This window comes from Acinetobacter gyllenbergii CIP 110306 = MTCC 11365 (genome assembly GCF_000413855.1).
GTDB classification, from domain to species: Bacteria; Pseudomonadota; Gammaproteobacteria; order Pseudomonadales; family Moraxellaceae; genus Acinetobacter; species Acinetobacter gyllenbergii.
Genome location: NZ_ATGG01000015.1, coordinates 59,777 through 85,117 on the forward strand (window position 1 = coordinate 59,777; position 25,341 = coordinate 85,117).

The 25,341-nt window shown below is 37.8% G+C and carries 24 protein-coding genes and 1 pseudogene; 18 read left to right on the plus strand and 7 right to left on the minus strand.

Translation table 11 applies throughout. The annotated features are described in order from the left end of the window. Nucleotides 1-6: 6 nt before the first annotated feature. Both queG and bioB read left to right on the plus strand, forming a co-directional pair. Nucleotides 7-1,131, plus strand: a complete 1,125-nt coding sequence (gene queG, locus F957_RS10490) for a tRNA epoxyqueuosine(34) reductase QueG (RefSeq protein ID WP_016540433.1) — start codon at nucleotides 7-9, stop codon at nucleotides 1,129-1,131. 91 nt (nucleotides 1,132-1,222) lie between these two features. Further along, nucleotides 1,223-2,212: a biotin synthase BioB gene (gene bioB, locus F957_RS10485; protein ID WP_016540434.1), complete on the plus strand. Its 990-nt coding sequence runs from the start codon at nucleotides 1,223-1,225 to the stop codon at nucleotides 2,210-2,212. A 43-nt stretch (nucleotides 2,213-2,255) separates the two neighbouring features. Here the strand turns inward: bioB and F957_RS10480 are convergent, their stop codons facing one another. Together F957_RS10480 and F957_RS10475 are read right to left on the minus strand one after the other, a co-directional pair. Further along, nucleotides 2,256-2,468: a hypothetical protein gene (locus F957_RS10480; RefSeq protein WP_016540435.1), complete on the minus strand. Its 213-nt coding sequence runs from the start codon at nucleotides 2,466-2,468 to the stop codon at nucleotides 2,256-2,258. A 129-nt stretch (nucleotides 2,469-2,597) separates the two neighbouring features. Next, nucleotides 2,598-2,945, minus strand: coding sequence for a hypothetical protein (locus tag F957_RS10475; RefSeq protein ID WP_016540436.1), 348 nt, complete (start codon nucleotides 2,943-2,945; stop codon nucleotides 2,598-2,600). Nucleotides 2,946-3,436: 491 nt separating this feature from the next. On the opposite strand from F957_RS10475, the gene F957_RS10470 reads away from it, so the two are divergent. The 9 genes from F957_RS10470 to F957_RS10430 all read left to right on the plus strand — a co-directional run bounded on the left by F957_RS10470 (nucleotide 3,437) and on the right by F957_RS10430 (nucleotide 15,826). Next, nucleotides 3,437-3,970: a fimbrial protein gene (locus F957_RS10470; RefSeq protein WP_004653088.1), complete on the plus strand. Its 534-nt coding sequence runs from the start codon at nucleotides 3,437-3,439 to the stop codon at nucleotides 3,968-3,970. Nucleotides 3,971-4,050: 80 nt separating this feature from the next. Further along, on the plus strand, nucleotides 4,051-4,785 hold the full coding sequence (locus F957_RS10465; protein ID WP_016540437.1) for a fimbrial biogenesis chaperone: 735 nt from the start codon (nucleotides 4,051-4,053) through the stop codon (nucleotides 4,783-4,785). Between the two features lie 63 nt (nucleotides 4,786-4,848). Then, on the plus strand, nucleotides 4,849-7,422 hold the full coding sequence (locus F957_RS10460; RefSeq protein ID WP_016540438.1) for a fimbria/pilus outer membrane usher protein: 2,574 nt from the start codon (nucleotides 4,849-4,851) through the stop codon (nucleotides 7,420-7,422). Then, nucleotides 7,419-8,432: a fimbrial protein gene (locus tag F957_RS10455; protein ID WP_016660347.1), complete on the plus strand. Its 1,014-nt coding sequence runs from the start codon at nucleotides 7,419-7,421 to the stop codon at nucleotides 8,430-8,432. Before F957_RS10460 ends, F957_RS10455 begins: the two co-directional genes overlap by 4 nt. Nucleotides 8,433-8,590: 158 nt before the next feature. Beyond that, nucleotides 8,591-9,490, plus strand: coding sequence for a DUF4882 family protein (locus tag F957_RS10450; RefSeq protein WP_016540440.1), 900 nt, complete (start codon nucleotides 8,591-8,593; stop codon nucleotides 9,488-9,490). Nucleotides 9,491-9,848: 358 nt separating this feature from the next. After that, on the plus strand, nucleotides 9,849-10,142 hold the full coding sequence (locus F957_RS10445) for a hypothetical protein (RefSeq protein WP_016540441.1): 294 nt from the start codon (nucleotides 9,849-9,851) through the stop codon (nucleotides 10,140-10,142). A gap of 319 nt (nucleotides 10,143-10,461) precedes the next feature. Continuing rightward, a complete protein-coding gene (locus tag F957_RS10440; RefSeq protein ID WP_016540442.1) occupies nucleotides 10,462-13,488 on the plus strand; it encodes a LodA/GoxA family CTQ-dependent oxidase in 3,027 nt (1,008 codons plus the stop codon). Nucleotide 13,489: 1 nt separating this feature from the next. Next, the gene (locus F957_RS10435; protein WP_016660348.1) at nucleotides 13,490-14,596 is read left to right on the plus strand and encodes an FAD-dependent monooxygenase; all 1,107 of its coding nucleotides are present in this window, start codon (nucleotides 13,490-13,492) and stop codon (nucleotides 14,594-14,596) included. A gap of 84 nt (nucleotides 14,597-14,680) precedes the next feature. Further along, the gene (locus F957_RS10430) at nucleotides 14,681-15,826 is read left to right on the plus strand and encodes a catalase family protein (RefSeq protein WP_016540444.1); all 1,146 of its coding nucleotides are present in this window, start codon (nucleotides 14,681-14,683) and stop codon (nucleotides 15,824-15,826) included. 28 nt (nucleotides 15,827-15,854) lie between these two features. Here F957_RS10430 and F957_RS10425 read toward each other — a convergent pair whose 3' ends face one another. After that, the gene (locus tag F957_RS10425; RefSeq protein WP_016660349.1) at nucleotides 15,855-16,256 is read right to left on the minus strand and encodes a hypothetical protein; all 402 of its coding nucleotides are present in this window, start codon (nucleotides 16,254-16,256) and stop codon (nucleotides 15,855-15,857) included. A 488-nt stretch (nucleotides 16,257-16,744) separates the two neighbouring features. On the opposite strand from F957_RS10425, the gene F957_RS10420 reads away from it, so the two are divergent. Next, nucleotides 16,745-18,010, plus strand: coding sequence for a tyrosine-type recombinase/integrase (locus F957_RS10420; RefSeq protein WP_016542962.1), 1,266 nt, complete (start codon nucleotides 16,745-16,747; stop codon nucleotides 18,008-18,010). Between the two features lie 77 nt (nucleotides 18,011-18,087). On the opposite strand, the gene F957_RS10415 is transcribed toward F957_RS10420, so the two are convergent. Next, nucleotides 18,088-18,501 carry a hypothetical protein gene (locus tag F957_RS10415; protein WP_016542963.1) on the minus strand — a complete coding sequence of 138 codons (414 nt, stop codon included), beginning with the start codon at nucleotides 18,499-18,501 and terminating at the stop codon, nucleotides 18,088-18,090. 745 nt (nucleotides 18,502-19,246) lie between these two features. Here F957_RS10415 and F957_RS21125 point away from each other — a divergent pair. Further along, a pseudogene (locus tag F957_RS21125) lies at nucleotides 19,247-19,737 on the plus strand (SOS response-associated peptidase); the annotation flags it as partial. Between the two features lie 86 nt (nucleotides 19,738-19,823). On the opposite strand, the gene F957_RS10405 reads toward F957_RS21125, so the two are convergent. Continuing rightward, nucleotides 19,824-20,213 carry a GlcG/HbpS family heme-binding protein gene (locus F957_RS10405; protein ID WP_016542966.1) on the minus strand — a complete coding sequence of 130 codons (390 nt, stop codon included), beginning with the start codon at nucleotides 20,211-20,213 and terminating at the stop codon, nucleotides 19,824-19,826. A gap of 68 nt (nucleotides 20,214-20,281) precedes the next feature. Further along, nucleotides 20,282-21,058, minus strand: a complete 777-nt coding sequence (locus F957_RS10400; protein ID WP_016542967.1) for an SDR family oxidoreductase — start codon at nucleotides 21,056-21,058, stop codon at nucleotides 20,282-20,284. A gap of 586 nt (nucleotides 21,059-21,644) precedes the next feature. Between F957_RS10400 and F957_RS10395 the strand changes: the two genes are divergently transcribed. The 5 genes from F957_RS10395 to F957_RS10380 all read left to right on the plus strand — a co-directional run bounded on the left by F957_RS10395 (nucleotide 21,645) and on the right by F957_RS10380 (nucleotide 25,044). After that, nucleotides 21,645-22,157, plus strand: coding sequence for a LexA family protein (locus F957_RS10395; RefSeq protein ID WP_016660350.1), 513 nt, complete (start codon nucleotides 21,645-21,647; stop codon nucleotides 22,155-22,157). Continuing rightward, the gene (locus F957_RS10390) at nucleotides 22,157-23,455 is read left to right on the plus strand and encodes a Y-family DNA polymerase (protein ID WP_016542969.1); all 1,299 of its coding nucleotides are present in this window, start codon (nucleotides 22,157-22,159) and stop codon (nucleotides 23,453-23,455) included. Before F957_RS10395 ends, F957_RS10390 begins: the two co-directional genes overlap by 1 nt. Nucleotides 23,456-23,493: 38 nt before the next feature. Next, nucleotides 23,494-24,162: a hypothetical protein gene (locus F957_RS10385; protein ID WP_016542970.1), complete on the plus strand. Its 669-nt coding sequence runs from the start codon at nucleotides 23,494-23,496 to the stop codon at nucleotides 24,160-24,162. Nucleotides 24,163-24,265: 103 nt separating this feature from the next. Then, nucleotides 24,266-24,427 carry a hypothetical protein gene (locus tag F957_RS21635; protein ID WP_171068288.1) on the plus strand — a complete coding sequence of 54 codons (162 nt, stop codon included), beginning with the start codon at nucleotides 24,266-24,268 and terminating at the stop codon, nucleotides 24,425-24,427. Then, on the plus strand, nucleotides 24,427-25,044 hold the full coding sequence (locus F957_RS10380) for a hypothetical protein (protein WP_016542971.1): 618 nt from the start codon (nucleotides 24,427-24,429) through the stop codon (nucleotides 25,042-25,044). The genes F957_RS21635 and F957_RS10380 overlap by 1 nt, the downstream gene beginning before the upstream one ends. Before the next feature lie 141 nt (nucleotides 25,045-25,185). Here F957_RS10380 and F957_RS10375 read toward each other — a convergent pair. Then, nucleotides 25,186-25,341: lysozyme (locus tag F957_RS10375; protein WP_016660273.1), on the minus strand; the 156-nt coding region annotated here is incomplete at its 5' end.

Here is a 25,341-nt window from a genome sequence, read left to right on the forward strand (position 1 = left end):
CGTTTTATGGCTTCAAGCACACCATCTCAAACACAGTCACAGAAAATGCCTGATAAAATCAAGTTACTACAACTTGACCCGCAAGCATTAAAAGACTGGATCAAAGCACAGGCTTTAGACTTGGGCTTTGCTGATTGTGTCATTGCCAAACCAGATGCTCAAGATCAAATGCCGCGTTTTAAGGAATATTTAGAACGTGGTTATCATGCAGATATGCACTATTTAGAAGAAAACTTGGAAAAACGCGCTGATCCAACCTTGCTCGTTCCTGGCACAAAAAGCATTATTTGTGTGCGTATGAACTATCTTGTGGCATCACCGAAGCCCCGTTATGTACCATTTGAACCCAACTCGGCCATTATTGCGCGCTATGCACGTGGTCGTGACTATCATAAAGTCATGCGTGGACGCTTAAAGACTTTAGCGACTCGTATTAAAGAAAAAGTGGGCGATTTTGAATCACGCCCTTTTGCTGATTCAGCCCCAATCTTTGAAAAATCATTGGCTGAAAGTGCGGGTATGGGGTGGACGGGTAAACACACCTTATTGATTCATAAAAAATCAGGTTCTTTTTTCGTTTTAGGTGAACTGTTCACCTCTCTTGATCTGCCCTTTGATCAGCCTGCTAGCGCGCATTGTGGGTCATGTACAGCCTGTATCGACATTTGCCCCACCCAGGCAATTGTTGAACCTTATATGTTAGATGCCAGAAAGTGTATTGCATACTTAACCATTGAATATAAAGGCATCATTCCTGAAGAGTTACGTTCAGGTATCGGCAACCGCATCTTTGGCTGTGATGATTGTCAGTTGATTTGTCCTTGGAATAGCTTTGCTAAAAAGGCTTCAATTCCAGACTTTGACCCAAGACATAACTTAGATGACATCAGCTTGCTAGAGATTTGGCAATGGGATGAGGCAACGTTCTTAGCCAATACAGAGGGTAGCCCAATCCGCCGTACAGGCTACCAATCCTTTAAGCGTAATATTGCAATCGGTCTAGGAAATGCTCCATACTCAGCCGAGATCGTAACGCAATTGCAAGATGCAAAAACGCTGCACGATGAGATCGTCAATGTACATATTGATTGGGCAATTCAACAGCAATTGCAGCAAATAAAAGTACACTGAATAGAAAAATGATGTTTTTTGCCCTTTGGCTTTGGCACGATTTCTGTATGATGAATCTCAATGTCTGTAATCAATCATCATGGATATAACAATGACTTTACGTAATGACTGGACTCGTGATGAAATCCAAGCTTTATATGACCAACCTTTTCTAGACTTAGTATTTGAAGCACAAGGCGTTCACCGTCAGCACTTCCAAGCGAATTCGGTTCAGGTCAGCACACTACTTTCAATCAAAACAGGTAAATGTCCTGAAGATTGTAAGTATTGTTCACAATCTGCTCGTTACGACTCTAAGTTAGAAGCAGAAAAGCGTATAGCCGTTGATAAAGTTATTCGTGAAGCACTTGCAGCAAAAGAATCTGGTTCATCACGTTTCTGTATGGGCGCTGCTTGGCGTAACCCGCATGAACGTGATATGCCTTATGTATTAGAAATGGTGCGTGAAGTAAAAGCACTCGGTCTAGAAACTTGTATGACTTTAGGGATGTTAAACCAATCTCAAGCTGAACGTTTAAAAGATGCAGGTTTAGACTATTACAACCATAACCTTGATACATCTCGTGAATACTATTCACATATCATCAGCACTCGTACTTTCGATGACCGTCTTGATACTTTAGATCATGTTCGCCAAGCGGGCATGAAAGTATGCAGCGGCGGTATTGTGGGATTAGGTGAAAGTCGTAATGACCGCATCGGCTTATTACATGAACTTGCGACTATGCCAGTGCATCCAGAATCAGTACCGATTAACATGCTGGTTCCAATCGAAGGAACACCTTTGGCAAATGTTGAAAAATTAGATGTGACTGAATGGATTCGCACGATTGCAGTCGCACGTATCATTATGCCTCATAGTTATATTCGTCTTTCAGCCGGTCGCGAGTCTTTAAGTGACTCAGACCAAGCGCTTGCCTTTATGGCGGGTGCAAATTCACTCTTCTCTGGTGAAAAATTACTTACGACGCCAAATGCAGGTGAAGGTAAGGATCAGGTCTTATTTGCCAAATTAGGATTGACTGCAGAAAAACCAAAACCGTCGGTTGCAGAACTCTCTGTCGATGCCATGAGTGCATAAACAAAAAAAGCCTTGTCATCTGACAAGGCTTTTTTAGATATGATTAAATTGATGTCACCAAAATGCCATACTTGGCATTTAAAAACATTCCAACACGGATGATATCAACCCCTGCTGCATGTGTGACTGACAATTCTTGGCTATGTACATCAAAATGAAACGAATCAAAAATGTCTTGATGCTGCATTAACCATAGAATGGTGTCAGTGATACGTTCATCTACCGTATAGGTTTCTGACTTAAAGTCCTTATCCATAGTGCTATGTATATTTTCAACTGATCAGTCCATCATAACGGATCAATGACATTAACGCAGCCTGTTAAAAAAACACTTAGTAAAGGACATTACTTACTAAGTGCATAAACTCTGAAAATATTTAAATGCTTAAGCTGCTTGCGGACTAACGATCACTTGACCTGCTTTTAAGCTTGCCACAGCCTTGAGATTAAACTCCAAGGTTAATACATGATTGTCTAAATGTACGTGATAAGACTGAATCAATGACTGCTGGCCCTCATCCGTTTCAAGTACATATTCATCTGCGATATTTAAAATACCTTCTAGATTGGTGGTACTTGAGGCACGATCATGACTGAATAAATCATAGATCGTTTGCAAATTAAAGCTTGTCTGCTGCTCCGTAGGATGGCTTTTTAAATAACTCTCTAGGAATAAGACAAACTTGTGTGCAAAGAAATAATAGTTCGGTTTGTGGGTATAAAGCATGTTCATTGAAAGCTCCTTTACGGTGTTTTTTTCATCTAATCATGACTAAAAAAGTAAGGATTGAACCTTAAAAGATTCTTAAAAGAACGTTGAGCTTTTTGTTAAGATGGCTAATAAGCGCTCTAAAAACTTGATTATTCATCTAAATTATTTTTTTCTATTTTGTTAAGCAAATCACATAAAAATATAGAATTTGTGTACTTTTGATCAAAAAACAACCAAAAAGCCTATTTTTTATAAAAGGAAAAAACAATCAGTCTTAAGCAATATTAAACAAACCGACTGGTAAAATAAGTTTTATCAAAAATAAAAGTTCCTCATATCAATAACTTATTTATGATCGGAAATTTAGATCAAAAACCATAACAAAAGTGTGATGCAGTTTGCAATTTCAATACCTACTGATATATATTTCGCACATTACTTGTTCAGCGCAAATATTCAACTGAGAAGTAATTTTAATTCAAACTTTTAGCCGATGTGTTCGAGAAATTATTATGAAAAAACTTGCTTTGATCGCTGCTCTTTCAGTTGTAGGTATCGCTAACGCTCAAGCTGCTGACGGAACGATTACAATTAATGGTCTAGTAACAGACAAAACTTGTGACATCGTGACTCCAGCTGGTAAAGACTTTACTGTAACGCTTCCAACTGTTTCTAAACAAACTCTTGCTAATGCAGGTGATGTTGCTGGTCGTACACCATTCCAAATTAACTTAGGTAACTGTTCAGAAGGTAAAGTTGCAACTTACTTCGAACCAGGTGCTACTGTTGATTTCAATACTGGCCGTTTACTTAACCAAAACGCTGGTGGTGCTAAAAACGTTGATGTTCAATTATTAGGTAACAACAACCAAGTAATCCCAGTTCTTGCTGCTGGTAGCAATGGTGCTCAAGCGAACTCTCAATGGGTTGACGTTGTAGAAGGCGGTACTGCTGACCTTAACTACTATGCTGAATACTATGCAACTGGTGCTTCTACTGCTGGTGAAGTAAACACTTCAGTTCAGTACACTATTATTTATCAATAATCTATTGATAAACTATGCGAATTTCTAGGTCACTAGAAATTCGCAGTTGTAAACTTCACGCAATCATAGAGTAAATTTAAATGGCACTGAACGGTTACAATTTTTTGCTTGGTTTAACGATGTCATCGGCATTAATCGCAAGTCAAACACATGCAGAAATTATCTTGCATGGTACTCGCGTTATTTATCCATCTGATGCTCGTGAAGTAACTTTGCAAGTGAGTAACAATGGTTCTAAACCCTCTTTGGTTCAGGCATGGATTGATGAAGGTGATGCTAAAAGCACACCCGACCAGTCTAAAGTTCCATTCATGATTACCCCGCCGATTTCGCGTGTAGATCCAACGAAGAGCCAATCTCTTCGTATTACTGCATTACCCAATGCAGCTCAGTTAGATCAAAAACAAGAAACTGTTTTTTGGCTGAACGTTTTGGATATTCCACCAAGACCAACAGCAAATAGCAAAGACGCTGCGCCTGATAATTTTTTACAGCTTGCTATCCGTTCACGCATTAAATTTTTCTATCGTCCAGCAAGCATTAAAACTGATGCCAATCTCGCTGGTGAAAAATTGCAATGGGTTAAAAGTGGACAAACGCTTATTGTAAAAAATCCAACGCCGTTTCACGTCACCATGACTGCGGTTTATCAACAAAATGCAGGAAAGCCAGTTGACCTACTGCCTAAAGGTCTAATGCTGTCACCTTTTTCAGAGGACAAAATCCAATTGAAAACAGGTAGTACTGAGAAGTTGAGCTATGTAAGCATCAACGATTACGGTGGTCGTATCGAACACCAGATCAAGCTTCAATAACAAACAACTTTATTTCAAATCAATAAATGATTTTGTACCTATCATTGAATAGGCGAACGGATTATGTCAAAGAAAAATGCAACAGCTAAATTCTTGAAGCGTCGTATATGTTATTACCTTACTTCTGGGGTGATCACAGTGACGATGCCTATGGCTGTTTATGCAGTAGAACAGACAGCAGAACAAGCCCCACCAATGGAAGCAGAATTTGACTCTGTTTTCTTAATCGGTGATGCACAAAAAGTAGATATTTCTCGTTTTAAATATGGCAACCCTGTTTTACCAGGTGAATATAACGTTGACGTTTATATCAATGGGAACTGGTTTGGTAAAAGAAGAATGATGTTCCGTTCGGCGGAACAAAATAAAAATGCCTTCACCTGCTTCACCTCAAGCTCATTACTTGAATACGGCGTAAAACAAGACGTTCTTGTGAACCGTACCGAGTCAAATGCGCCAAATGCATGTTACAAAATCGAAGAGTGGATCGAAAACGCTTATTATGATTTCGATACTTCACGTTTGCGTGTTGATATTTCGATTCCACAAATTGCATTGCAAAAAAATGCACAAGGCTATGTTGACCCAAGTATCTGGGATCGCGGTGTTAATGCTGGATTCTTATCTTATAGCGGTAGTGCCTATAAAACCTTTAACCGCTTAAATGAAAACAAAGAAACAACCAATGCCTTTATGGCAATCACAGCAGGTGCAAACATTGCGGGTTGGCAACTTCGTCATAACGGCCAATGGCAATGGCAAGATGGCGCGCAAAGCGAACTCGATTCAAACAACAACAAAAAATCGAACTACGAGTCGACAAGCACCTATTTACAACGTGCTTTCCCGCAGTATCGTGGGGTCTTGACCTTAGGTGATAGTTTTACCAATGGTGAATTATTTGACTCATTTGGCTACCGTGGTTTGGATTTTTCTAGCGATGACCGCATGCTACCAAATAGTATGCTGGGTTACGCACCGCGTATTCGTGGTAATGCCAAAACCAACGCTAAAGTTGAGGTTCGCCAACAAGGTCAGTTAATTTATCAAACCACGGTAGCGCCGGGTAGTTTTGAAATTAATGACCTCTACCCTACGGGTTTTGGTGGTGAGCTTGAAGTTTCGATTATTGAATCAAATGGCGAAATTCAAAAACTTGCTGTTCCTTATGCTTCGGTAGTACAAATGCTACGTCCTGGACTGAGCCGTTACTCAGTTACAGCCGGTGAATTCCGTGACCGCGATATTGATCTAACGCCTTGGGTAACACAGGGTAAATATCAACGTGGTCTGAATAACTATTTGACTGGTTATACAGGCTTTCAATTAGCAGAAGACTATAGTGCTTTACTATTAGGTGCGGCAGTTGCAACGCCTATTGGCGCAGTGTCTTTTGATATTACCCAATCCAATACTGATTTTGACAAGCAAGGGTCGCAATCAGGACAAAGTTTCCGTCTCAGTTATAGCAAACTTATTTCGCCGACCAATACCAACTTAACCTTGGCAGCGTATCGCTATTCGACAGAGAATTATTATAAGTTGCGTGATGCCCTGCTCATTCGTGACCTTGAAGATAAAGGTGTAAATACCTTTGCCGTCGGTAAGCAGCGTAGTGAATTCCAAATTACACTAAACCAAGGCTTACCTGAGGGTTGGGGTAATATTTACATGGTTGGTTCTTGGAATGATTACTGGAACCGTAACGAAACCAGTCGTCAATACCAAGTCGGTTATAGTAATAACTATCAAGGTTTAACCTATGGCCTTTCTGCGACTAATCGTCAGATCGAATATGGATCAAACAACCAGACTCGCGATACTGAATATTTGATGACGCTCTCTTTCCCAATTAATTTCAGAAAGAGTTCTGCCAATATTAATGCAACTGCTTCTCAAGACAGTCGTACTGTCGGTATGAGTGGTATGGTCGGTGATCGTTTCAACTACGGTGCATCGGTATCTCATCAAGATAGACAGAATCCAAGCTTCAACGTTAACAGCCGTTATCGTACTAACTTTGCAACTGTGGGCGGCTCTTATAGCGTTGCCGATTCATATCAGCAAGCGATGCTCAGTGTCAGCGGTAGTATTGTTGCACATGATAAAGGCATCTTGTTTGGTCCTGAACAAGGTCAAACCATGGTACTGGTCTATGCGCCAGATGCTGCTGGTGCCAAAGTTAACAATACTGTTGGGCTCAGTGTAAATAAATCTGGTTATGCTGTGATCCCTTATGTAACACCATACCGTTTAAATGACATCACACTTGACCCACAAGAAATGTCGACCAATGTTGAATTGGAAGAAACCAGCCAACGTATTGCTCCTTTTGCTGGTGCGATTGCTAAAGTTGATTTCTCAACCAAGAAAGGCTATGCCATTTACATCAACACCAAAACAGCCGCAGGTGGAAGCTTACCATTCGCTGCACAAGTATTTAATACTAAAGATGAATCAGTTGGTATTGTTGCGCAAGGCAGTATGGTGTATTTACGTACACAAGAGCCAAAAGGTGATTTGTATGTAAAATGGGGTGAAGAAGCCAATGAACAGTGCCACTTCAGTTATGATGTTACAGCACAAATTTCTAACGATCAGCAAAGCATGATCATGACTGAGGCCGTATGCAAATGAAAAAATTACTTTTAAGCAGTGCTTTAATTGCGGCAGGCTTTGGTGTTAATACAGCAGCTCAAGCAGCTTGTTCAACGAGCTCAGGCTTCACCACTATTGATGTCTCTATGCAAGTTGGACGTGTCGTGGTTCGACCAAGTGACCCTGTTGGTAAAGTCTTGGTTAAATCTCTTTTCGAGATTCGGCCCAACAAAGACACAACTTATAGTTGTAATCGTAGTGATATGATGGTCGCACGATTATTACAAAACTATGCAATTAGCCCACTTGGCGATAATATCTATTCAACCAACATCCCTGGAATTGGAATTCGTCTATACCGAGAAGCATTTAATGCAACAAATTTCTCTGGATATTACCCTTACACTCGACCAGTACCAAGTACTAGCATTAAGCTGGCCGAAGGCTATTTTGTTGTTGAGATTGTGAAAACAGCAGAAAATACAGGCTCAGGAACATTAGTTCCGGGTGTTTATAGTACCTACTATGCTGGAAACAGAAGCGATCGCCCCTTCTTAACCAGTACCGTTTACGGTAACGCGATTACGATTGCTTCTTCGTCATGTGAATGGAGAGGTGATATTAATAAAGCAGTACAGCTTCCAACAGTGATGAAGTCAGGCTTTAAAGGTGTTGGTTCAACTCAGGGCGAACAATCTTTTGAACTCAATATTCTTTGTAATGGTGGCGAAAATCCAACAGGCTATGAAGAAAAAAACCTCATCAGTCTAACCTTTGACTATCAACAAGAAGGTAATAACACTCAAGTCTTAAAGAATCTTGAACCCAATTCGACTAAAGCAAATGGTGTTGGTGTACAGCTTGTATGGAATTACCAAAATAAAAATCAAGTGATTGGTCTAGGTAATAAGTTAGAACTAGGAACTGTGAAATCAAATCAAACAGTTCAATATAATGTTCCACTCACTGCTCGCTATTATCAAACCGCAACCAATGTCACTGCGGGTAAAGTCCGCGCAATGGCAACCGTAACAATCCAATACGATTAAACTTTTTATAAGACCTCTTCCCAAACGAGAGGTCTTTTTTTTATAAAATTCAAAACAGAATATCTCTAAGTAATTATTTTTTAAAATTTATTTATTAAAAAGACGCCTTTCTTAATTTCGATAATAAACCGCAAACAACACAACAGAGGAACAATCAAATGAAAAAACTGAGTATATTTGCACTTAGCCTAGCCTTGCTCGGCTGTGGTGACAATCAGAATAGTTCACAAAATAATGCCAATAGTCAATCAACAACTACCACATCCAGCAACTTTAGCTTACGTAGTTCTAGCCAAGCACAAACATGCCAATATAACTTCGATGCAACACAGCAAGATTATGATATTTGGAACCTACAAAACCCCGGATATATGCCAATTACACAATTTCCTAAAATCGATGGTCAAAGGTTTGGTTTCATCGTTAGCTCTACATCTATAGATGAAGATGCATACGTTAACTATGTCGCAACGAGTAAAGCCCAGCTTAACTCAACCAATAACAATGGTGATTTTCCCATCCCTACAACAGGAATTATTGCATTTGAAATGCAACTAAAAATTCCAACACCACCACCTACAGGTGATTCTACTTATATGTCCTCATTTTTGCTTACAGGAGTCACAAATAATGGCTATGCAATTCGCTCAGACTTCGGCTTTCAGTCAGGGACATATGATCCAGATTTTGGGGAAAACCCACCTGATTTAACTTACTCTTTAAGATATCAACTTAGTGATGGTACTGGACCTACGACAGTTGAGCATTACCAGAATACGAAAGTGACCAGTAATACAAATAATTATCAACGTTTAGGTATCTATATCAACCAGTTAACAAAACAGGTAGGATTTATCTTTAATGGCGTTGATCAAGGCTATCAAGCCAACCTACCAGCAGCACTTGAAAATCTTAGTTTTAACATCTCTAGCAGTCCTTGGATATATTCGAACTATTTAGATGGACAAGAACTATCATCTGAGCTGATCACTGACCGCAACGCTCTGCAATTCAGCTACCCTCAAGGCACAACAGACATCTGTGGTAATGTCATTTAACCTGTATTGTATAAAGTCAAAAGCCTAATCACACGATTAGGCTTTCTTATCTAAAAAATAGAAATCGAATAATTTCCAATTGTAATTTTAGACCTAAGTTCCGTATTTGAATTTTAAAATAGAAGATAGCAAGTAGATAATACATACCAAACCAGTCAGTTTTTTAATTTCTCATTAAAATAAAAATATGTGATGCAATTAACAAATTTAAATAAATATATTAATTATCAATTTTAAAATAAAACCATAAATGCATCACACTTTAAATAACTATTTTAATAATATTTAATTTTAATATTGCCTTAATAATAAAACTCATGTTAATTAATACTTAATACATTTATAAAAGGCAATAATCATGTATAAAAATATCTATAAATCTGCCCTACTTTTATCATTAATGGCATTTGCTTCGGTCAGTTATGCTGCAAGCACAATCCAGTTGAATGGAAGTATTGTAGAAGATACATGCTCGCAACAGCTTCAAACCAATGAATGTCAGCAATTGAACATGTTACGTCAAAAGGTTGAAACTCAATCGATTTCCTTGAGTGATTTAAGTCCTTCACCCCAAAAGAATATGATGACTGAGATTAGCTTTGAGCAGTTTCCAGATCAAAAGAATGCTGTACTTATTGCAAGTTACTACTAGTTAATAGAATATATGGAAAGATGTGAACTAATTAACATTAAACTAGATTAGTTCACATATTTTATCTAAATTTTGATTCCATCATAATACTAAAAAAACTAAACTGCAGTTTAGTTTTAATTAACATCAATACAACTTATTTAATCTTATCACCTGAATAAAAAACAACCTATAAGTAAAATTAAAAAAACAGTTTAATAAAAATAGCGCACTTAATTATTTCATACATTCTGGCGAACACATATTGACCAGGGAAAATATTTTCTATAATTTCTTAGTTGATGAAAATAAAAACACTTTAAAATAATAAGGACAACTAATGGATCATTTAAAATCCGATTCGACAGACAATACTGCTTGTGTAGATTGCTCGCTGGACCCAATTGCTTCACTAAAAGCCATGTTTGTAGATATGGTACAAGCTGGAAGAATCGGCAAAGGCCAATGCCCTGCTATGCGCCCTGTATTTCTGAAACCACATGGGATCGCCGCGGCTGAGTTCATTATTCGCAGTGATTTACCTGAAAAGTTACGTGTTGGATTATTTTCCAATTTAGGTAAACGTTATCCTACTTGGATTCGCTTTTCATCAGATACCACACCCACAAATACAGACTTTAAATCTACGCTTGGTATTGGGATCAAACTCTTTGATGTAGAGGGGGCAAAAATACTGGGGAATCCTGATGCAAGCACCTTCGATTTCCTCCTGCAGAATTTTGATGCTTTTTTTGTCGATACTGCAAAAGATATGTGTGAATTTACCAAAGCTGGTGTAGTCGACGGTGATTATGATCCTTATCTAAAAGCGCACCCAAAAACTTCTGACTTGCTGGATGCGATGGCAAAACCCGTTGCCAGTGTTTTATCTTCCCCGTATTGGAGTGGTTTACCCTTTCAATTCGGTCAAAATGAATATGTGAAATACAAATTAGAACCAGACTTTTATCTTGATCCGCCCATCCACTCACCCAATGATCCATCTTATTTGGCCAATGATCTCATTTCGAGATTAAAAACCTCAGCAGCTCGTTTTCGTTTTATGGTTCAGCTTAGAACAGACCCTGAGCGGATGCCACTTGATGAAGCGACCGTGGTCTGGCCAGAAGATCTAAGCCCGCCAATTCATGTCGCTGATATTGTGATTCCTATTCAAGATATTGCTGCACGTGGGCAAGCCCAGTATGGTGAAAATTTATCCATGAATATTTGGCGTGTCACTGCAGAACACACTCCCGTAGGTTCAATTGCAGAGGCGCGACGTGTGGTATACGCAGCTTCGGCTGAATTAAGACGTAATGTAAACGGCGTACCTCTAGGAGAGCCTGATACACCCCGCCCTATTATTTCACCTGCTGCATGTATTGATAGCACGATTGTTCGAGCCGCTATTCATCCAGCGATTGGAATTGCACGTGTGGGCAATAGCGAGAATGAATTTTTTATTGGCCCTGAAGTGGTAGACGCACCTGCGAACCTAACTCAACAACCGAATTATTATCGAGATAAGACAGGTGCGATTAAGCGGCAAGCTGCCCGTTTTCGTATCTATGGTTACAATGCTGCTGGAGAAGTGGTTCGAGAGCTTAATCCAGACAATGCTGATATTATCTGGACCGTTCATGTCGCCAATCGCAAAGCTGAATGGTATCAGTTCCAGTATGCGCTTGATATTCCAGAAGCCGTAAATGCAGCAGATAATGCATTTACGCTGCGTAACGAGAAAGTTAAATCCCCACAACGTCACAAACTTGCCATTGATCCTGGACCACGCAGTATTCGGGGTCGTAATGTTGCAGGTGGTGCAGCATATCGTTTTGATACAGGTACCTTTCAGGCTGCTGCCGAACAGCCTGTTACCGTTCCTTTAGGGGAAATTCAAACCGATGAAAATGGTCGTCTCATCTTTTTGGGTGGATATGGTCAATCCGCATCACCAACCCATGCTGCTGTCTATGATCCAGATCATCCACCTAGTTTTAATAATGCGGATGACTGGTATGATGACACCTCAGATGGTCCAGTGACTGCAACCGTTTCGATTCATGGTCTGGCAATCCCAGTTGAATCCGCTTGGGTGGTGGTCGCTCCGCCGAACTATGCACCAGATGTGGTAAGTTGGCGTACCATGTACGATTTGATGTGTGATGTCTATGTCAATTCAGGTTGGATGGTCATGCCTGAAAAGCCATCATTTACCAAAGATATATGGCCACTTTTAAAACGTTTAGGCGGTTTACAATGGGTCAATAAAGGTTTTGCTGCATACTTTGGTAAAGGCTGCCCAATGGATTTTAACAATCCAATATTGCTTGCTAAGCTTTCATATCAACCCAAAGATAAAACAGGAGCAGATCCCTACACTGAATTACGCCGTGCTATCTTCCATAGTTTCAGACCATCAAAGCCAATAGTGGCTGAACCTGTACAGTGGCCACATATCTGGCCTTGGATTTACGGAGATGCGTTTGGTAGTTTTTCAGAAAATGGAACCAGAAATATGCTGACCATGACGGGGCTACAGGAAGGACTGCTCCGTCGTTGGGCTGAAGGTAATTTTGTTGACGACTGGTCTAATGAAAAAATTGAAGCACCGTCATCTCTAGATCAAGTTCCACTGTCTGATCAACCACGCAGCTTAGATCAAGCAGCCTTGCACTATTGTCTGGCTGATACTTTCCATCCAGGCTGTGAGATGACTTGGCCAATGCGTCATGCCAGTATGTACAGTTCGCCGTTTAGAATCCGCTTACGTGATGATAAAGATCCCGAACCAGACTATGGTGCCACCATGACACCAGTCAAAGTTCAGCAAGTTGATGGTCCCTTATATGCACAGCGAGCAGGCAGTATCACACGTTGGATGGCAATTCCATGGCAAGGCGATACAGCATTCTGTCGTTCTGGCTATGATCCAGATTTTGATCCCTATCTTCCAACATTCTGGGCTGCACGTGTTCCAAACCACGTTTTGACTGAACAAGATTACCAGAAAGTGATCAACACTACGCTTCCTCGAGAAGAACGTATTGCCGCCTTTAATCAAAGACAAAGTTGGTTAAGAGCAATCCAAGATGCCAATACGGCTGAAGTCATGCATCGAATGATTGAACGTTTTAATGAGTTGGGTATTGTTGAAGTTCGTGCAGGCTTACAAGATGACCCTGATATTCCTGAATATCTCTATGTAGAAACTTTAATTGCGGGCCAATTAAAAACTGCGGCGGAACACGCAACCCATTTATTAACAAGTAAGATTGAACCACTAACCAATCTGGAAAAAGCAGGCTGGTCAAGTCATGAACAGTTATTAGCATTCCGCTCTGTACGTGTACAGAAGCGCTAGTATGAATAAATTCACCGTAGATGTATGTGTAGCAGGCCAAGGACCTGCTGGCATCATCATAGCTAGACAGCTTGCATGTGCAGGGTTATCAGTCATGATTATCGATAGCCCGAATCATACAATACATAAATTTGGTGAAACCTTGCCTGGATCGGCAATCCGATTATTAAATAAGCTTGGCCTACAATCCGTCACTGATTCTCTACTAAATACTCAGTCTATTCACCAGAACAGCTCATCTCGCGTAGCTGGGAATATGTCTTTTTGGGGCAGTGACTCAGCACTAGTCACGGATGCCCTATATGACCCTTATGGTTGTGGACTCCGTATTGATCGGCAAAAATTCGATGCACTTTTAACCCAGCATGCTGATATCGAAGGTATTCAAAAGATCTATAGTCACATTTTAAATTTAAAAAGAGATCAAAATATCTGGAACATCACATTAGAAACGGGTGAATCCATCGCTACAAAATGGGTCGTTGATGCAACTGGTCGCAGTGCTAAAATCATTCATCTCTTGGGAATCCAGCGCCTCCGCGGTATGCCCTTAGTTGCACTCTATCGTACCTTTATCCCCGAAAAAAACAGTTTACTTAATAAAACCATCATCTCTGCAAATCAGCATGGCTGGTGCTATGCAGGTAAGATTTCAGCACAAAATTGGGTGATTGGTTATCATACTACGCCTAAGATAGCCGCGAAATTGCACAATGACCCAGTCCATTGGGACGAAATTATTCGAAAAAATACAACAATAACTGAGCTCTTTACCAATATCACCTTTGGAAAGAATGTGTTTTGCCATGATGCACGTAGTAGCTGGTTAAAACAGAGTTTTGGTGAAGGTTGGATTGCATGTGGTGATGCATTATTGGCCTTTGATCCCATTGCAGGGCAAGGTTTATTTAATGCAATTTATACAGCCATGAAAGCTGCAGAAGCGATTGTACAATTTGAACAGGATAAGCAAATCACCCATCAGTATTCTACTGAAGTCAATCAAATTATTAAAACCTATGAAAGCCGTCGATCTGCGCTATATCAACAAGAGCAGAGATGGTTAAATAGCCCATTTTGGAAAACGCATCGAATGACTTTAGGATAATATCAATTAGATAACTAATCATAGGCCATCATCCCATGCTGACTCTGGTTATTCATTAAATCAGTAAAGTGAAGGAGCAAATAAATGCGAAATCTTAAGTCACGCTTTAATGTATTGCTCCTACTTAGCCCACTCTTACTAAATATGAGTGGCTGTGCTTACGATCAGCAAAAACCAGCAATTCTAGCCACAACAAAGAACATCCCATATCCAGTGATAGACACTGTTTTAGGTGAAAAGCTTCAACCTAATGAAAAACAATTTGCTCAACAAATATCTGAATCTATTGGGCAATCTATCCGCCAACAATACGCATTAGGTCATGCACAACGAGATGCGCACCCCAAAGCTCATGGCTGCGTCCGGGCAGAATTCCATGTTTCAAAATCATTACCAACAAATTTAGCTCAAGGCATTTTTATACCTGATAAAACATATTCCGCATGGATTCGTTTTTCCAATGCTTCGAGAGATGCCACGCAAGCAGACGATAAGAAAGATGCACGAGGTATGGCGATAAAAATTCTCGGCGTACCTGGGAAAAAGATCATGGAAAACGATGATCAAGCGATGACGCAAGATTTTATTATGATCAACTACCCTGTATTTTTTGTGAATGAAGCTCATCGATATTTATCTTTTATCGAAAATGTAAATAGCGAAAGTACGCTCAAAAAATTACGAATCCCTTTTGCTCTCGGCTTTCAAGGGACTATGAATGCGTTTAAAGCAAGTAACTCAAAAATTGCCAATCCACTACAAGCCCGTTATTGGTCAATGACACCTTATCAATTAGGACTGGGTAACGACCGCCAAGCTGTTAAATACTCAGCAAAGCCTTGCACCCAAAACTTAACAACCCGACCAAACAACCCAACTCATGATTTTTTAAGAGTAGCGCTTCGAAATAGTTTAGCAAAAGGTGATGCATGTATGGTGTTTCTGATCCAACCGCGTACATCCAATAAAATGCACATTGAAGACTCGATGACGGAATGGAAAGAGTCTCAAGCCCCTTTTTTTCAAGTTGCAACAATTCATATTCCTCAACAGGTTTTTGATACACCTGAACAAAATGCATTTTGTGAAAATCTTTCATTTACACCTTGGCACTCCTTACCCGCGCATAGACCCTTGGGTGCCGTCAATAGATTACGTAAAGTGATTTACGAGACTGTTAGCACCATCCGACATGAAATGAATTCTGCACCCAAAAAAGAGCCCCAATGAATCCTTCTCTCCATCAATGCGCAGCTATTCATTCAGATATCGTAATCTGCGTTTGTCCATCTATAAAAAATATACATTTTCCTTTAAATTCTTGTGCATTCCCCGCCTCATTTTCAGCACAAAACTCTAAATATAAATAAACGTCTCCAGTATTTTTATTTATGTAGTAATTGCTTCCTATATTCTTATTGAAGCTAATTGTATTGTTCTTTAATACATTTGAGATGATTAACTTTTTACACGACTCGATTAATTTTTCCTTATTAATATTCATCTCTTTATTCTGAACCGAAGAATCGCTATTCAGTGAATTATGCTCATGATTTTGATCAGCATTTTCGGTTAAGTGATGATCTAAATTGTTTATAATATTAGAGTCATTGCTCTTATGACTATCAAAACTCTCACACCCGAATAAACATAACATCATGGTGAAAGCTAAGATATTATTCACTTGAATAATCTATTAAATCAAAAAGTGTAATTTAGCAAATAAAGTCGAAATAAACAAAATAAAAAAGTATCTAAAGCGTAATGATTATATGAAATGGGTTTCGTTCTAGATTTAGGGGGTGTTGACTTAATAATATTCTTAAACTTTATATTCAACATGCAATACGCTTGATTCTTGATGAATATTTCTTACATCATGCTGACATAAATTTAGATATTAAAAAACCACTTAGGATTAGTACACCTAAGTGGTTGTTTTATATGGTGGGCCCACCGTGACTTGAACACGGGACCAACGGATTATGAGTCCTGAGTTTTATGTATTTATTAGCATTCACCAACATGCTTTAAATTTATATATTTTCTTTATTTTCAGTCAATTATACAACATTTGTATTTATCTGTGTTGACTAACATTGAAATAATTTGATTACATAGCGATTACACCAAGGCGATGTAATCAGCATGAAAGTAAAGCTCACTACAAGTAGAGTACTTAAACTAGAAAAACCAGAAGAAGGTAAAAACCAAGTTTTCTATTGGGACTTAGACGCACATGGTTTGGCACTTAGAGTGACAAACAATGATAATCGCTCTTACATCTTCCAAGGAAGAATCCCCAATAAAATTGTACGTATTACTATTGGGGATGTAAATGTTTGGTCTCTAGATGAGGCTCGTATTGAATCCAGACGCTTAAAACAATTATGTGATCAGGGTATAGATCCACGCCGAAATAAAGTTGAAGAAGAAATTAAAAATTCGGAATTTTCTGAGCTTGAATCACTTAAAAAAATCACATTTGGTAGTGTCTTTAAGGAATACGTTGAAGAAAACAAAGACCGTTGGAGTAAGAGACATTTTGAAGACCACATTAAACTTACTAAAAAAGGTGGAGAAAAGAAAAAGCGTGGTGAAGGATTAACGATTGATGGTGCCCTATATGCATTGGTCAATACTTCACTCTCCCAATTTTCACCAGATTATCTCGTTAAATGGCAAAAGAACGAGGCAATCACAAGACCAGGACAAACAGCTTTAGCCTTTCGTTTAGCAAGAGCGTGTATCAATTGGTGTTCAGAACATGAAGTTTATTCACAAATCATTGGTAAAGATGTGCATCAGACTAAACGTGTTCGCAAAGCTGTTCCTGTGTTGAAAGCTCGTAAACGCGCTTTGCTGCGTGATCAGTTGGCAGATTGGTTTTTAGCAGTTTCCGATGTTCCCAACATCATGCATAGAACGTTTTTACAAATAACGGTACTGACAGGTCCACGTTCAGATTCAATTCGATCACTTGAAAAGGAACATTTAGACTTTAAATGGAAAGTCATCAAGATTTGGGATAAAGATGATCAAGACTACCGTTCTATTCCAATGACCTCTTATGTTGAAAAACTATTGAGGGCGTTGCCAGACAATCCAGATTCAAAATACGTTTTCTGGTCAAAACAATCTAAATGCGGATACATTACTGACGTTCGAAAGAAATATCATGAAAAACTAGATGAATATGATCTACCCCATTTATCAATACACGATTTGCGAAGATCTTTCAGCAACTTAACTGAATGGCTAGATGTTCCCCAAGGTGTGGTTGCCCAGATCATGGGACATAAGCCCAGCGCTACACAGGAAAAGCACTATAAAGATCGCCCTGTTGATCTTTTGAGGGTTCACCACCAGCGCATTGAGGATTGGATTTTAGAAGAAGCCAAAGTTTCAACATAACTTTTTTTAAACAAAATATGAAATAACTAGTGTGATTTTAGAAATAATAATTCCGCCACTTACGGCGGAATTATTATTTAATCATCATTGTCGAATAGTTGCTGAACAATCAGTGCAATCAAAGCACATAGAACTGAGAAACCAAGTTTTCCATACCATTTCCCGTACCACGCTTGCTCAACGAACCCGAGACGGAAATGTTTATCATTTATTCCAGCCCAATCCAACCAATCGTAACCATCTGGTTTTAATGAATAAAATTCAAGAATTGGATAGAAGCAGAAACTAAACAGTACTCCAGCGACAATATAAAACAATGGCTTTGGAAAAACGGCACCCGCAAAACTTGGATATAAAAAATAAGCTCCAGCGGCAAAAATAATTAAAGACACAAACGTAAATAATGCAGTTTTTAAATCAAAACCAAATTTTACACTTGCGTATAATAAAATGGCAAAAACGATGCCGCTTAAAATTAGTAGCGCCCTCACTTCGGGAACCTCCTATTTCGATTAATTACTCGAACCAGCCCATTTACCGATCCGCCAAAAAAATATAGCTCCGGCAATATCTAAAATATGTATAGAAATTGTAATTTATGAAGACAGATCTGTCTGTTATAATAAATTTTTCGACCTGAATTGTGCCAAAAAAGTCTTAAAAAAAGTTGCATTTTATTAAAAAAAACAACAAATTAGAGTAAGTATTTACCCTAAAATTAAATAATAAAATATTAATAAAATAAAAAACAGATTATTCTACCAATTAAAAAAACATTAATATTTAAGATTAATATTTTCGAAATAAAACATTAATCAATTAAAACCAAAACCTATTTTAAGAATATTATAAATTAATAAAAGTTATTGTTTTAATTAAAGTAAAATTTACACTTTTAAGTATTTTAAAGTATTATTATAAACCCCAAACAAAGACCCTTTAAATTTTAATTTTTTGATTATTATTTCAATTATAAGCTTCATGGTTCATATACCGCACTAAAACTATTACTTAAAGCTAAAATTGATGATTTTTCAATTGGCTCAATTCATACAAACCCACTTGAAATGCCCGTCCTACGGTGATTTCAGGACGATACCAATTCCAAACAGATTGTTAGCAAATGATTACTTTATATACTTTAAAAAATGGAATAAAACTTATTAATGGTAATTATAAAATGATAGTGATCTACCCTTTTAGCGTGTTTAATTTAGGTTAAAAAAAGAGGCTATGATGTGTTCAAACTATGAATCATTAGCTAAAAGTCGTGCTCAACTCTTAAACCTTTTTGAGCCTACATTTGATTATAAATCAGACCTATTCCCTGGCTTTAATGGCCCTATCATCATTGCAACGAACGGCGGTTTGGAGTGGCGGTCTGGGCGGTTTGGCTTAATACCGAACTGGGCCAAAGAGATTAATAAAATTAAAAATACTTATAATGCTAGAAGTGAAACTATTGCTAGTAAGCCAAGCTTTAAAAATGCTTGGAAAAAAATCAATTTTGCTTAATTCCAGTAGAGACAATTTTCGAACCAAAGTACATTGATGGCAAGCCACATTGGTACGGGATCTATCGTGAAGATGACATGCCGTTCACTGTCGCAGGTATTTATGAACATGCAACCATAAACGGCGAACTGGTCATTTCAATGAGCATGTTGACGATCAATGCTGATGACCACCCTTTTATGAAGCAGTTTCACGCACTAGATGAAGATAAGTTATGGCTTACTCTCATGCATTAATAACCAGTTAAACTTGAATTCATATCGATGTTTGCTTGATTATGCGACAAAATCAATAGGTCTTAAGCTTTTGATGCAAATTCTGCAATTTCTCCATCTTGTTCTACTGTTCCACCAGAAACCCCCACAGCACCAACAATACTTCCGTTTATGTCATATATGGGAAAGCCTCCAGCAAATGTAAATAATCCCGAATTACTTAATTGCATACTCGGTGCTGGACCATCTGGATGTATAGCACCCTTTAAATTCCCGCTGCTCATTTGAAACAAGGCAGCAGTTTTAGCTTTTCCTATTGCTAAATCTATTGCGCCCAATATACAACCATCTAACCTTAAAAATGCAACCAAATGAGCGTAAGGATCTAATACAGCAATAGACACTGCAACATTTAAAGACTGCGCCTTATTTTTTGCTGCTTCTAATATGTTACACGCTAGTTCATTATTCATAATATCATCATCAAATTAATAATAATTAACACCTTAAGTCAAAAATGACTTAAGGCTTTTCATGTGTGTTAGAAGTGACTTTTTATGGTCCAAACATCTTTTTGCATATTTTTGATTGTTTCATTCATTTCTAATGGAAATACATTACGAAATTTAGAATTCTCGTCAACAATTACATCAACCATCGCTTCGATATCTGAGTCTTCTGGAAATTGCTCCATTGGAAACTGTGGATTTGAATGATCAATTACTGTTTCTCCTTTCACAAACCAATTGTTGCTCGCTTCAATTAATCGATCATTAAATCCAGTTTTATATGGCCCTGGATTAATAGTGGCGATACTAATATTAAAGTCTTTCATCTCTTCTCGAATGGCTTGAGCACTTGCTTCAATGGCATGTTTAGATGCACAGTAAGCCCCATTTTTAATGGCACTAATAATGCCACCAACTGAGGAAACAAAAACGACACGACCTTGTTTTTTTTGAGCAAATTTTCTTAAGAATAATTGAGTTAAAAAAATTGATGAAAAATAGTTTACTTCGATTTGTCTACGTAATACATGTTCTGGAATATCAACAATAGCCCCACCTTCTCCAATTCCTGCATTATTGACTAAGATATCAACATCAAATCTCGCCGCATATTCACGATCTGATGAGTCTGCTATATCCACCTTTATAACTTTTAATTTTACATTAAGTTCTTCAGAGGCTTTTTCAAGAGAAGTGATTTGAGATTGCAATTCACAAGCTGCAATGACATCAAAACCTCTTTTTGCTAAAGACAATGAGTAAAACTTACCAAAACCACTTCCTGCACCTGTAACTAAAATTGTTTTCATGTTTTTTCCAGATCATTACTTAAGTCTTGAAGGAAAACTACATATATCACGTGAATTATTTAAATTTTCTAAAAATTAATTAAAGTAAATATTTCTTATACAAATTACATATTGATTGTTTTTTAATCAAAAATAATTTGAATTTCTAACGTTAATGTCATTAACTTGTAACGTTTTATATAGAGATCATTTATTAAAAATTATAATTTAAAGGTGGACTTCACTAAATTTTATTTATTTCTTAATTCCATTTCTTTTTCTTGTGCTGCCTCTAACTCTGCGAAATTCCGATCATACTCAGCCTCTTGCTCTTCAGCGGTTTTCTGCTGATGTTCATTTACTTCACTTATAGCCCTTTGTTCAATTGAGCTCCAATAGCATATTTAAACTAAGGGCTTTTTCAATTTCTATTGAAACTGTCAGAATTTTTTAGTTTTGAAAAACCCAAGCGAACACTCTACAGAAGAAACGCGTAAATTCCGACCAAACACACACTGACCAGCGACAAGTTATGACTTCCCCTTATTTATCCACAGAATTTTAAATTTGAAAACATTTTAGGCCAAATCTAAAATACAACTTGAATATGTTACAAATTCAAGTGATAGCCATGAGCCATTCAAACCAAATCATCGAAATTAAGAATCACCTCAGGCGTGATTTATTCTCAGATGTATCTTCAATCCTAGTGATACAGCCTTCTATGCGTATGGCTATCACTGTCGCAATAGAAAAAATTTCAGCAGGTTTCCCTTCCCCAGCCCAAGATTATATCGATAAGAGAATCGATATGAATGAGCACTTGATTGGTAATGAATGCGCAACCTTCATTGTGAAAGTTGGCTCACTCTCAATGAAAAACGCTGGTATTGATATTGATGATGAGCTGATTGTTGATAGAAGCCTTGATGCTAAACATGACGATATTGTGGTTGCATTAATCGATAATGATTTCACAGTAAAAAGATTAAAAATCGAACCAGAAGGAAGCTGGTTAAAAGCAGAAAATCCTGAATTTGAAGACATCCACTTATTTGATGGTCAACAGTTGATCATCTGGGGCGTTGTTACTTTTATCTTGAAAAAAGCTAGAAAGTAATGAAACACGAAAACAAAGTATTTGCATTAGTTGACGTAAACAATTGCTACGTCAGCTGTGAGCGCATGTTCAATCCAAGCTTGAGAGATAAGCCAGTTATTGTCTTGAGCAACAACGATGGTTGCGCCGTGGCTAGATCCAACGAGGCCAAAACACTTGGAATCAAGATGGGTGTTCCCCTATTCCAAATTAAAGATATTGTTCAAAAGCATAATGTCCAAGTGCTTTCCAGCAATTATGCACTCTATGCTGAAATGTCCCGCCGTTTTCATAAAATACTTGGCGAATATGTCACTGAGGCTGAACAAGAGATTTATTCTATTGATGAATGTTTCTTAGATCTCACTGCTTACTACAAAAATTATGATTTAACCAAGTATGGCCAAGACATGCGACAAAAGATTCTAAAATGGATTGGCCTACCTGTCTGTGTAGGGATCGGTAGATCTAAAACTGAAGCAAAGATCGCTAACCATATCGCAAAAAAGAACCCAAGCTTTGACGGCGTATGTGATTTAGTGAATATGGATCTGTGTAATAAAGAAGATTACCTTGCGAACATCGATGTTTCTGAAGTATGGGGTGTCGGACGTAAAATATCGAAGAAGCTTCAGACAATGGGCGTTAATACAGTGCTTGATTTAGCGAGCTCAGACCCACGTGAGATGCAGAAGCGATTTTCTATTGTGATGGCAAGAACAGTTGCAGAGCTTCAAGGGATCTCATGTATTGAGGTTGAGCACACACCTCCAAGCAAGAAACAGATTGTAGCCAGCCGCTCATTTGGATCTCGAGTAACAGAGCTAACTGATTTAAAAGAAGCGATCTCGATGTATGCTCAAGATGCATGCACTCGGTTAAGAAGTGAAGACCTGCTATGTGGAACCATCATTGCCTTTGTTCAATCCAATCCATTTGATCCAACTGTGCCTTTCTACAATAAGTCAGTCAGCTATACATTTCCTGAGCCTACAGACTTTGCGCCTGAATTGGCTAAGGCTGCTACATTGATGCTGAACCATATCTACAAAGAAGGGATTAAATATAAGAAATGTGGCGTGTTGTTGACATGTTTAGAGCCTAAAAGTGGACACACATACGACTTACTCACGGATTTTGATGAGATAGAAAAGAAAGAAAGGCTAATGAAAGCTATGGAATGTGTTCACCAGAAATTTGGCAAGAAAAAGATTGGGATTGGGCCCTGTTTTGTCCCTAATAGAAATTGGTCAATGAGTCGGGATAAATTGAGTAAAAATCCTTTCAAATGGGATGAATTATTGATAATAGATTCTTAGTTAAATGTATAATCACCACTTTTACTAAGGGGAAATATATGGCCTGTTATCATTATAAAGATTTTTTTTATTGTTTGGATTTAAAAATCTTTATCCCACTTATTGGCCCTCTTTTGACGCTTCTTTTGGGTATTATGGCTTTACCTTTTATAGAAAGGTTTAAGAAAAGGATTGAAAGAATAAGGCTATTAAAAGCACTTAGAGAAGAGTTAAGCGATGAACTAATTTATACTGAAAAATCTTTTTCAATGTTGATTACCACATACCAAAAAACCATTAAACTGGTAGATGGTGAAAAAGTAGAAATATATAATACTTCTCAACCAGGTGTGTTAACTTTATATTCAGTTAGCAATCTATTGGAGAATCACTTTGAAAATCTAGATTCAGAGGTTCGGCAGTCTCTTAAAAACTTAAAGGAGAATATGGATTTCTTAAACAATTTAGATGAAAAATTACATGATATATATAAAGAAAATGTGCGGGAAATGGATACTCAGGAAAAGATAAAAAAAGAATTGAGTTCATACTTATGTTTATTACTTATACATAGGTATAGTATTACCCATTTAATTGATATTCTAAGATACAAAAAATCTGAACTCAAGAATTATAGAGATCTAGAATATCCAGAAGCAATATCTACTCAGTTAATCAAAATTAACCGACCTGAACTACAACCTATTTTTAATTTTGAATTTGAATAGCTATAAAATCTCGTACTGCAAAAACACTAGTAGCATATTGATTTTTAATTATGTGTGCTGTGCATCCTGAAAGTAGGAGACACAGCACTGTGACAAGCGTTTTGTGCCAGAAAAACCACCTGAATTAGAGAGCAAGAATGTCGACTATGTTTTCGATAGTGAAGATAAGTTTGAATTAACTTATGATGAACTTTTAGAAATAATTGGAAAGGCTAGATTGGCTGGACCGCAACTTATACCAGTGCTTGGTACCGTAGGTGAATAATGAAAAATGATATAGTTTGGAAGACAACTTGTATTGCTGGGGTATTCGTTCTAATTTTCTTAATAGTTATTTTTACAGCAATATACTCACATTGGGGTGATCAAAATTCTCAAGCTTTGAAAGATAGTCTATCTACAACCTCGGGGATTTTTGGAGGATTAGCCACTTTAGTTGCAGCTTGTGTTGCGGCATATCTATTTAATGATTGGAAAGTTCAAAAGAAATATGAGATTGTTTCAACATTAGCTTTAGAAGCACATAGAGAATACATTTACGCCAAGGATAAATACCATTTCTTTTTATTTCAGCATATCTATGGCACCCCTGCAATAACCTATAAAGAAGTAGATGATGATTTTTTTAAGGTAATTGCTAAGCTGAACTTATTAGATGCAATTTTGGATCGTTTTAAATTTGGCATTAGAATCAATTCTGAGATAAAAAGTACTTATACTGAGGGTTATTGCAAAGTTCCCAATCACTATAGACGGGTAGAAAATTTAAGGGGTTATAATGGAGATGATTTGCAAATTATTTTTAATAACGCATTTGAAAAAGATCAAGAATTGTTTAAAAAACTATTAGATATAATTGAAAAGGTTGAGGATAAAAATTAACAGAAAGCCCTCATCAGAGGGCTTTTACACATATCCCAACATGAATATTATTGTTAATAGTATGTGCTGTGCATCCTGGTAAAAGACACAAGATACAGGCGCCCATGATCAATGAAACCACTGAGCGCCTGCAGTGATAAATTACTTTTTTAAGAATAGTTCACGCTCTGCAGCACGACGGCGTACCAAGCCTTTCATAACTTTACCACCACCTTTATTCCATTGGGGAAACTGATCTGCTGCACCCATAAAATCACCGGCATTTAATTTTTTCAACAAAGTTGAATCCTTAAATGC

Bases quoted from the DNA above. Each gene is read 5' to 3' on its own strand.
- queG (WP_016540433.1), top strand. From the start codon at position 7: ATGGCTTCAAGCACACCATCTCAAACACAGTCACAGAAAATGCCTGAT.
- bioB (WP_016540434.1), top strand. From the start codon at position 1,223: ATGACTTTACGTAATGACTGGACTCGTGATGAAATCCAAGCTTTATAT.
- F957_RS10480 (WP_016540435.1), bottom strand. From the start codon at position 2,468: ATGGATAAGGACTTTAAGTCAGAAACCTATACGGTAGATGAACGTATC.
- F957_RS10475 (WP_016540436.1), bottom strand. From the start codon at position 2,945: ATGAACATGCTTTATACCCACAAACCGAACTATTATTTCTTTGCACAC.
- F957_RS10470 (WP_004653088.1), top strand. From the start codon at position 3,437: ATGAAAAAACTTGCTTTGATCGCTGCTCTTTCAGTTGTAGGTATCGCT.
- F957_RS10465 (WP_016540437.1), top strand. From the start codon at position 4,051: ATGGCACTGAACGGTTACAATTTTTTGCTTGGTTTAACGATGTCATCG.
- F957_RS10460 (WP_016540438.1), top strand. From the start codon at position 4,849: ATGTCAAAGAAAAATGCAACAGCTAAATTCTTGAAGCGTCGTATATGT.
- F957_RS10455 (WP_016660347.1), top strand. From the start codon at position 7,419: ATGAAAAAATTACTTTTAAGCAGTGCTTTAATTGCGGCAGGCTTTGGT.
- F957_RS10450 (WP_016540440.1), top strand. From the start codon at position 8,591: ATGAAAAAACTGAGTATATTTGCACTTAGCCTAGCCTTGCTCGGCTGT.
- F957_RS10445 (WP_016540441.1), top strand. From the start codon at position 9,849: ATGTATAAAAATATCTATAAATCTGCCCTACTTTTATCATTAATGGCA.
- F957_RS10440 (WP_016540442.1), top strand. From the start codon at position 10,462: ATGGATCATTTAAAATCCGATTCGACAGACAATACTGCTTGTGTAGAT.
- F957_RS10435 (WP_016660348.1), top strand. From the start codon at position 13,490: ATGAATAAATTCACCGTAGATGTATGTGTAGCAGGCCAAGGACCTGCT.
- F957_RS10430 (WP_016540444.1), top strand. From the start codon at position 14,681: ATGCGAAATCTTAAGTCACGCTTTAATGTATTGCTCCTACTTAGCCCA.
- F957_RS10425 (WP_016660349.1), bottom strand. From the start codon at position 16,256: ATGATGTTATGTTTATTCGGGTGTGAGAGTTTTGATAGTCATAAGAGC.
- F957_RS10420 (WP_016542962.1), top strand. From the start codon at position 16,745: ATGAAAGTAAAGCTCACTACAAGTAGAGTACTTAAACTAGAAAAACCA.
- F957_RS10405 (WP_016542966.1), bottom strand. From the start codon at position 20,213: ATGAATAATGAACTAGCGTGTAACATATTAGAAGCAGCAAAAAATAAG.
- F957_RS10400 (WP_016542967.1), bottom strand. From the start codon at position 21,058: ATGAAAACAATTTTAGTTACAGGTGCAGGAAGTGGTTTTGGTAAGTTT.
- F957_RS10395 (WP_016660350.1), top strand. From the start codon at position 21,645: ATGTTACAAATTCAAGTGATAGCCATGAGCCATTCAAACCAAATCATC.
- F957_RS10390 (WP_016542969.1), top strand. From the start codon at position 22,157: ATGAAACACGAAAACAAAGTATTTGCATTAGTTGACGTAAACAATTGC.
- F957_RS10385 (WP_016542970.1), top strand. From the start codon at position 23,494: ATGGCCTGTTATCATTATAAAGATTTTTTTTATTGTTTGGATTTAAAA.
- F957_RS10380 (WP_016542971.1), top strand. From the start codon at position 24,427: ATGAAAAATGATATAGTTTGGAAGACAACTTGTATTGCTGGGGTATTC.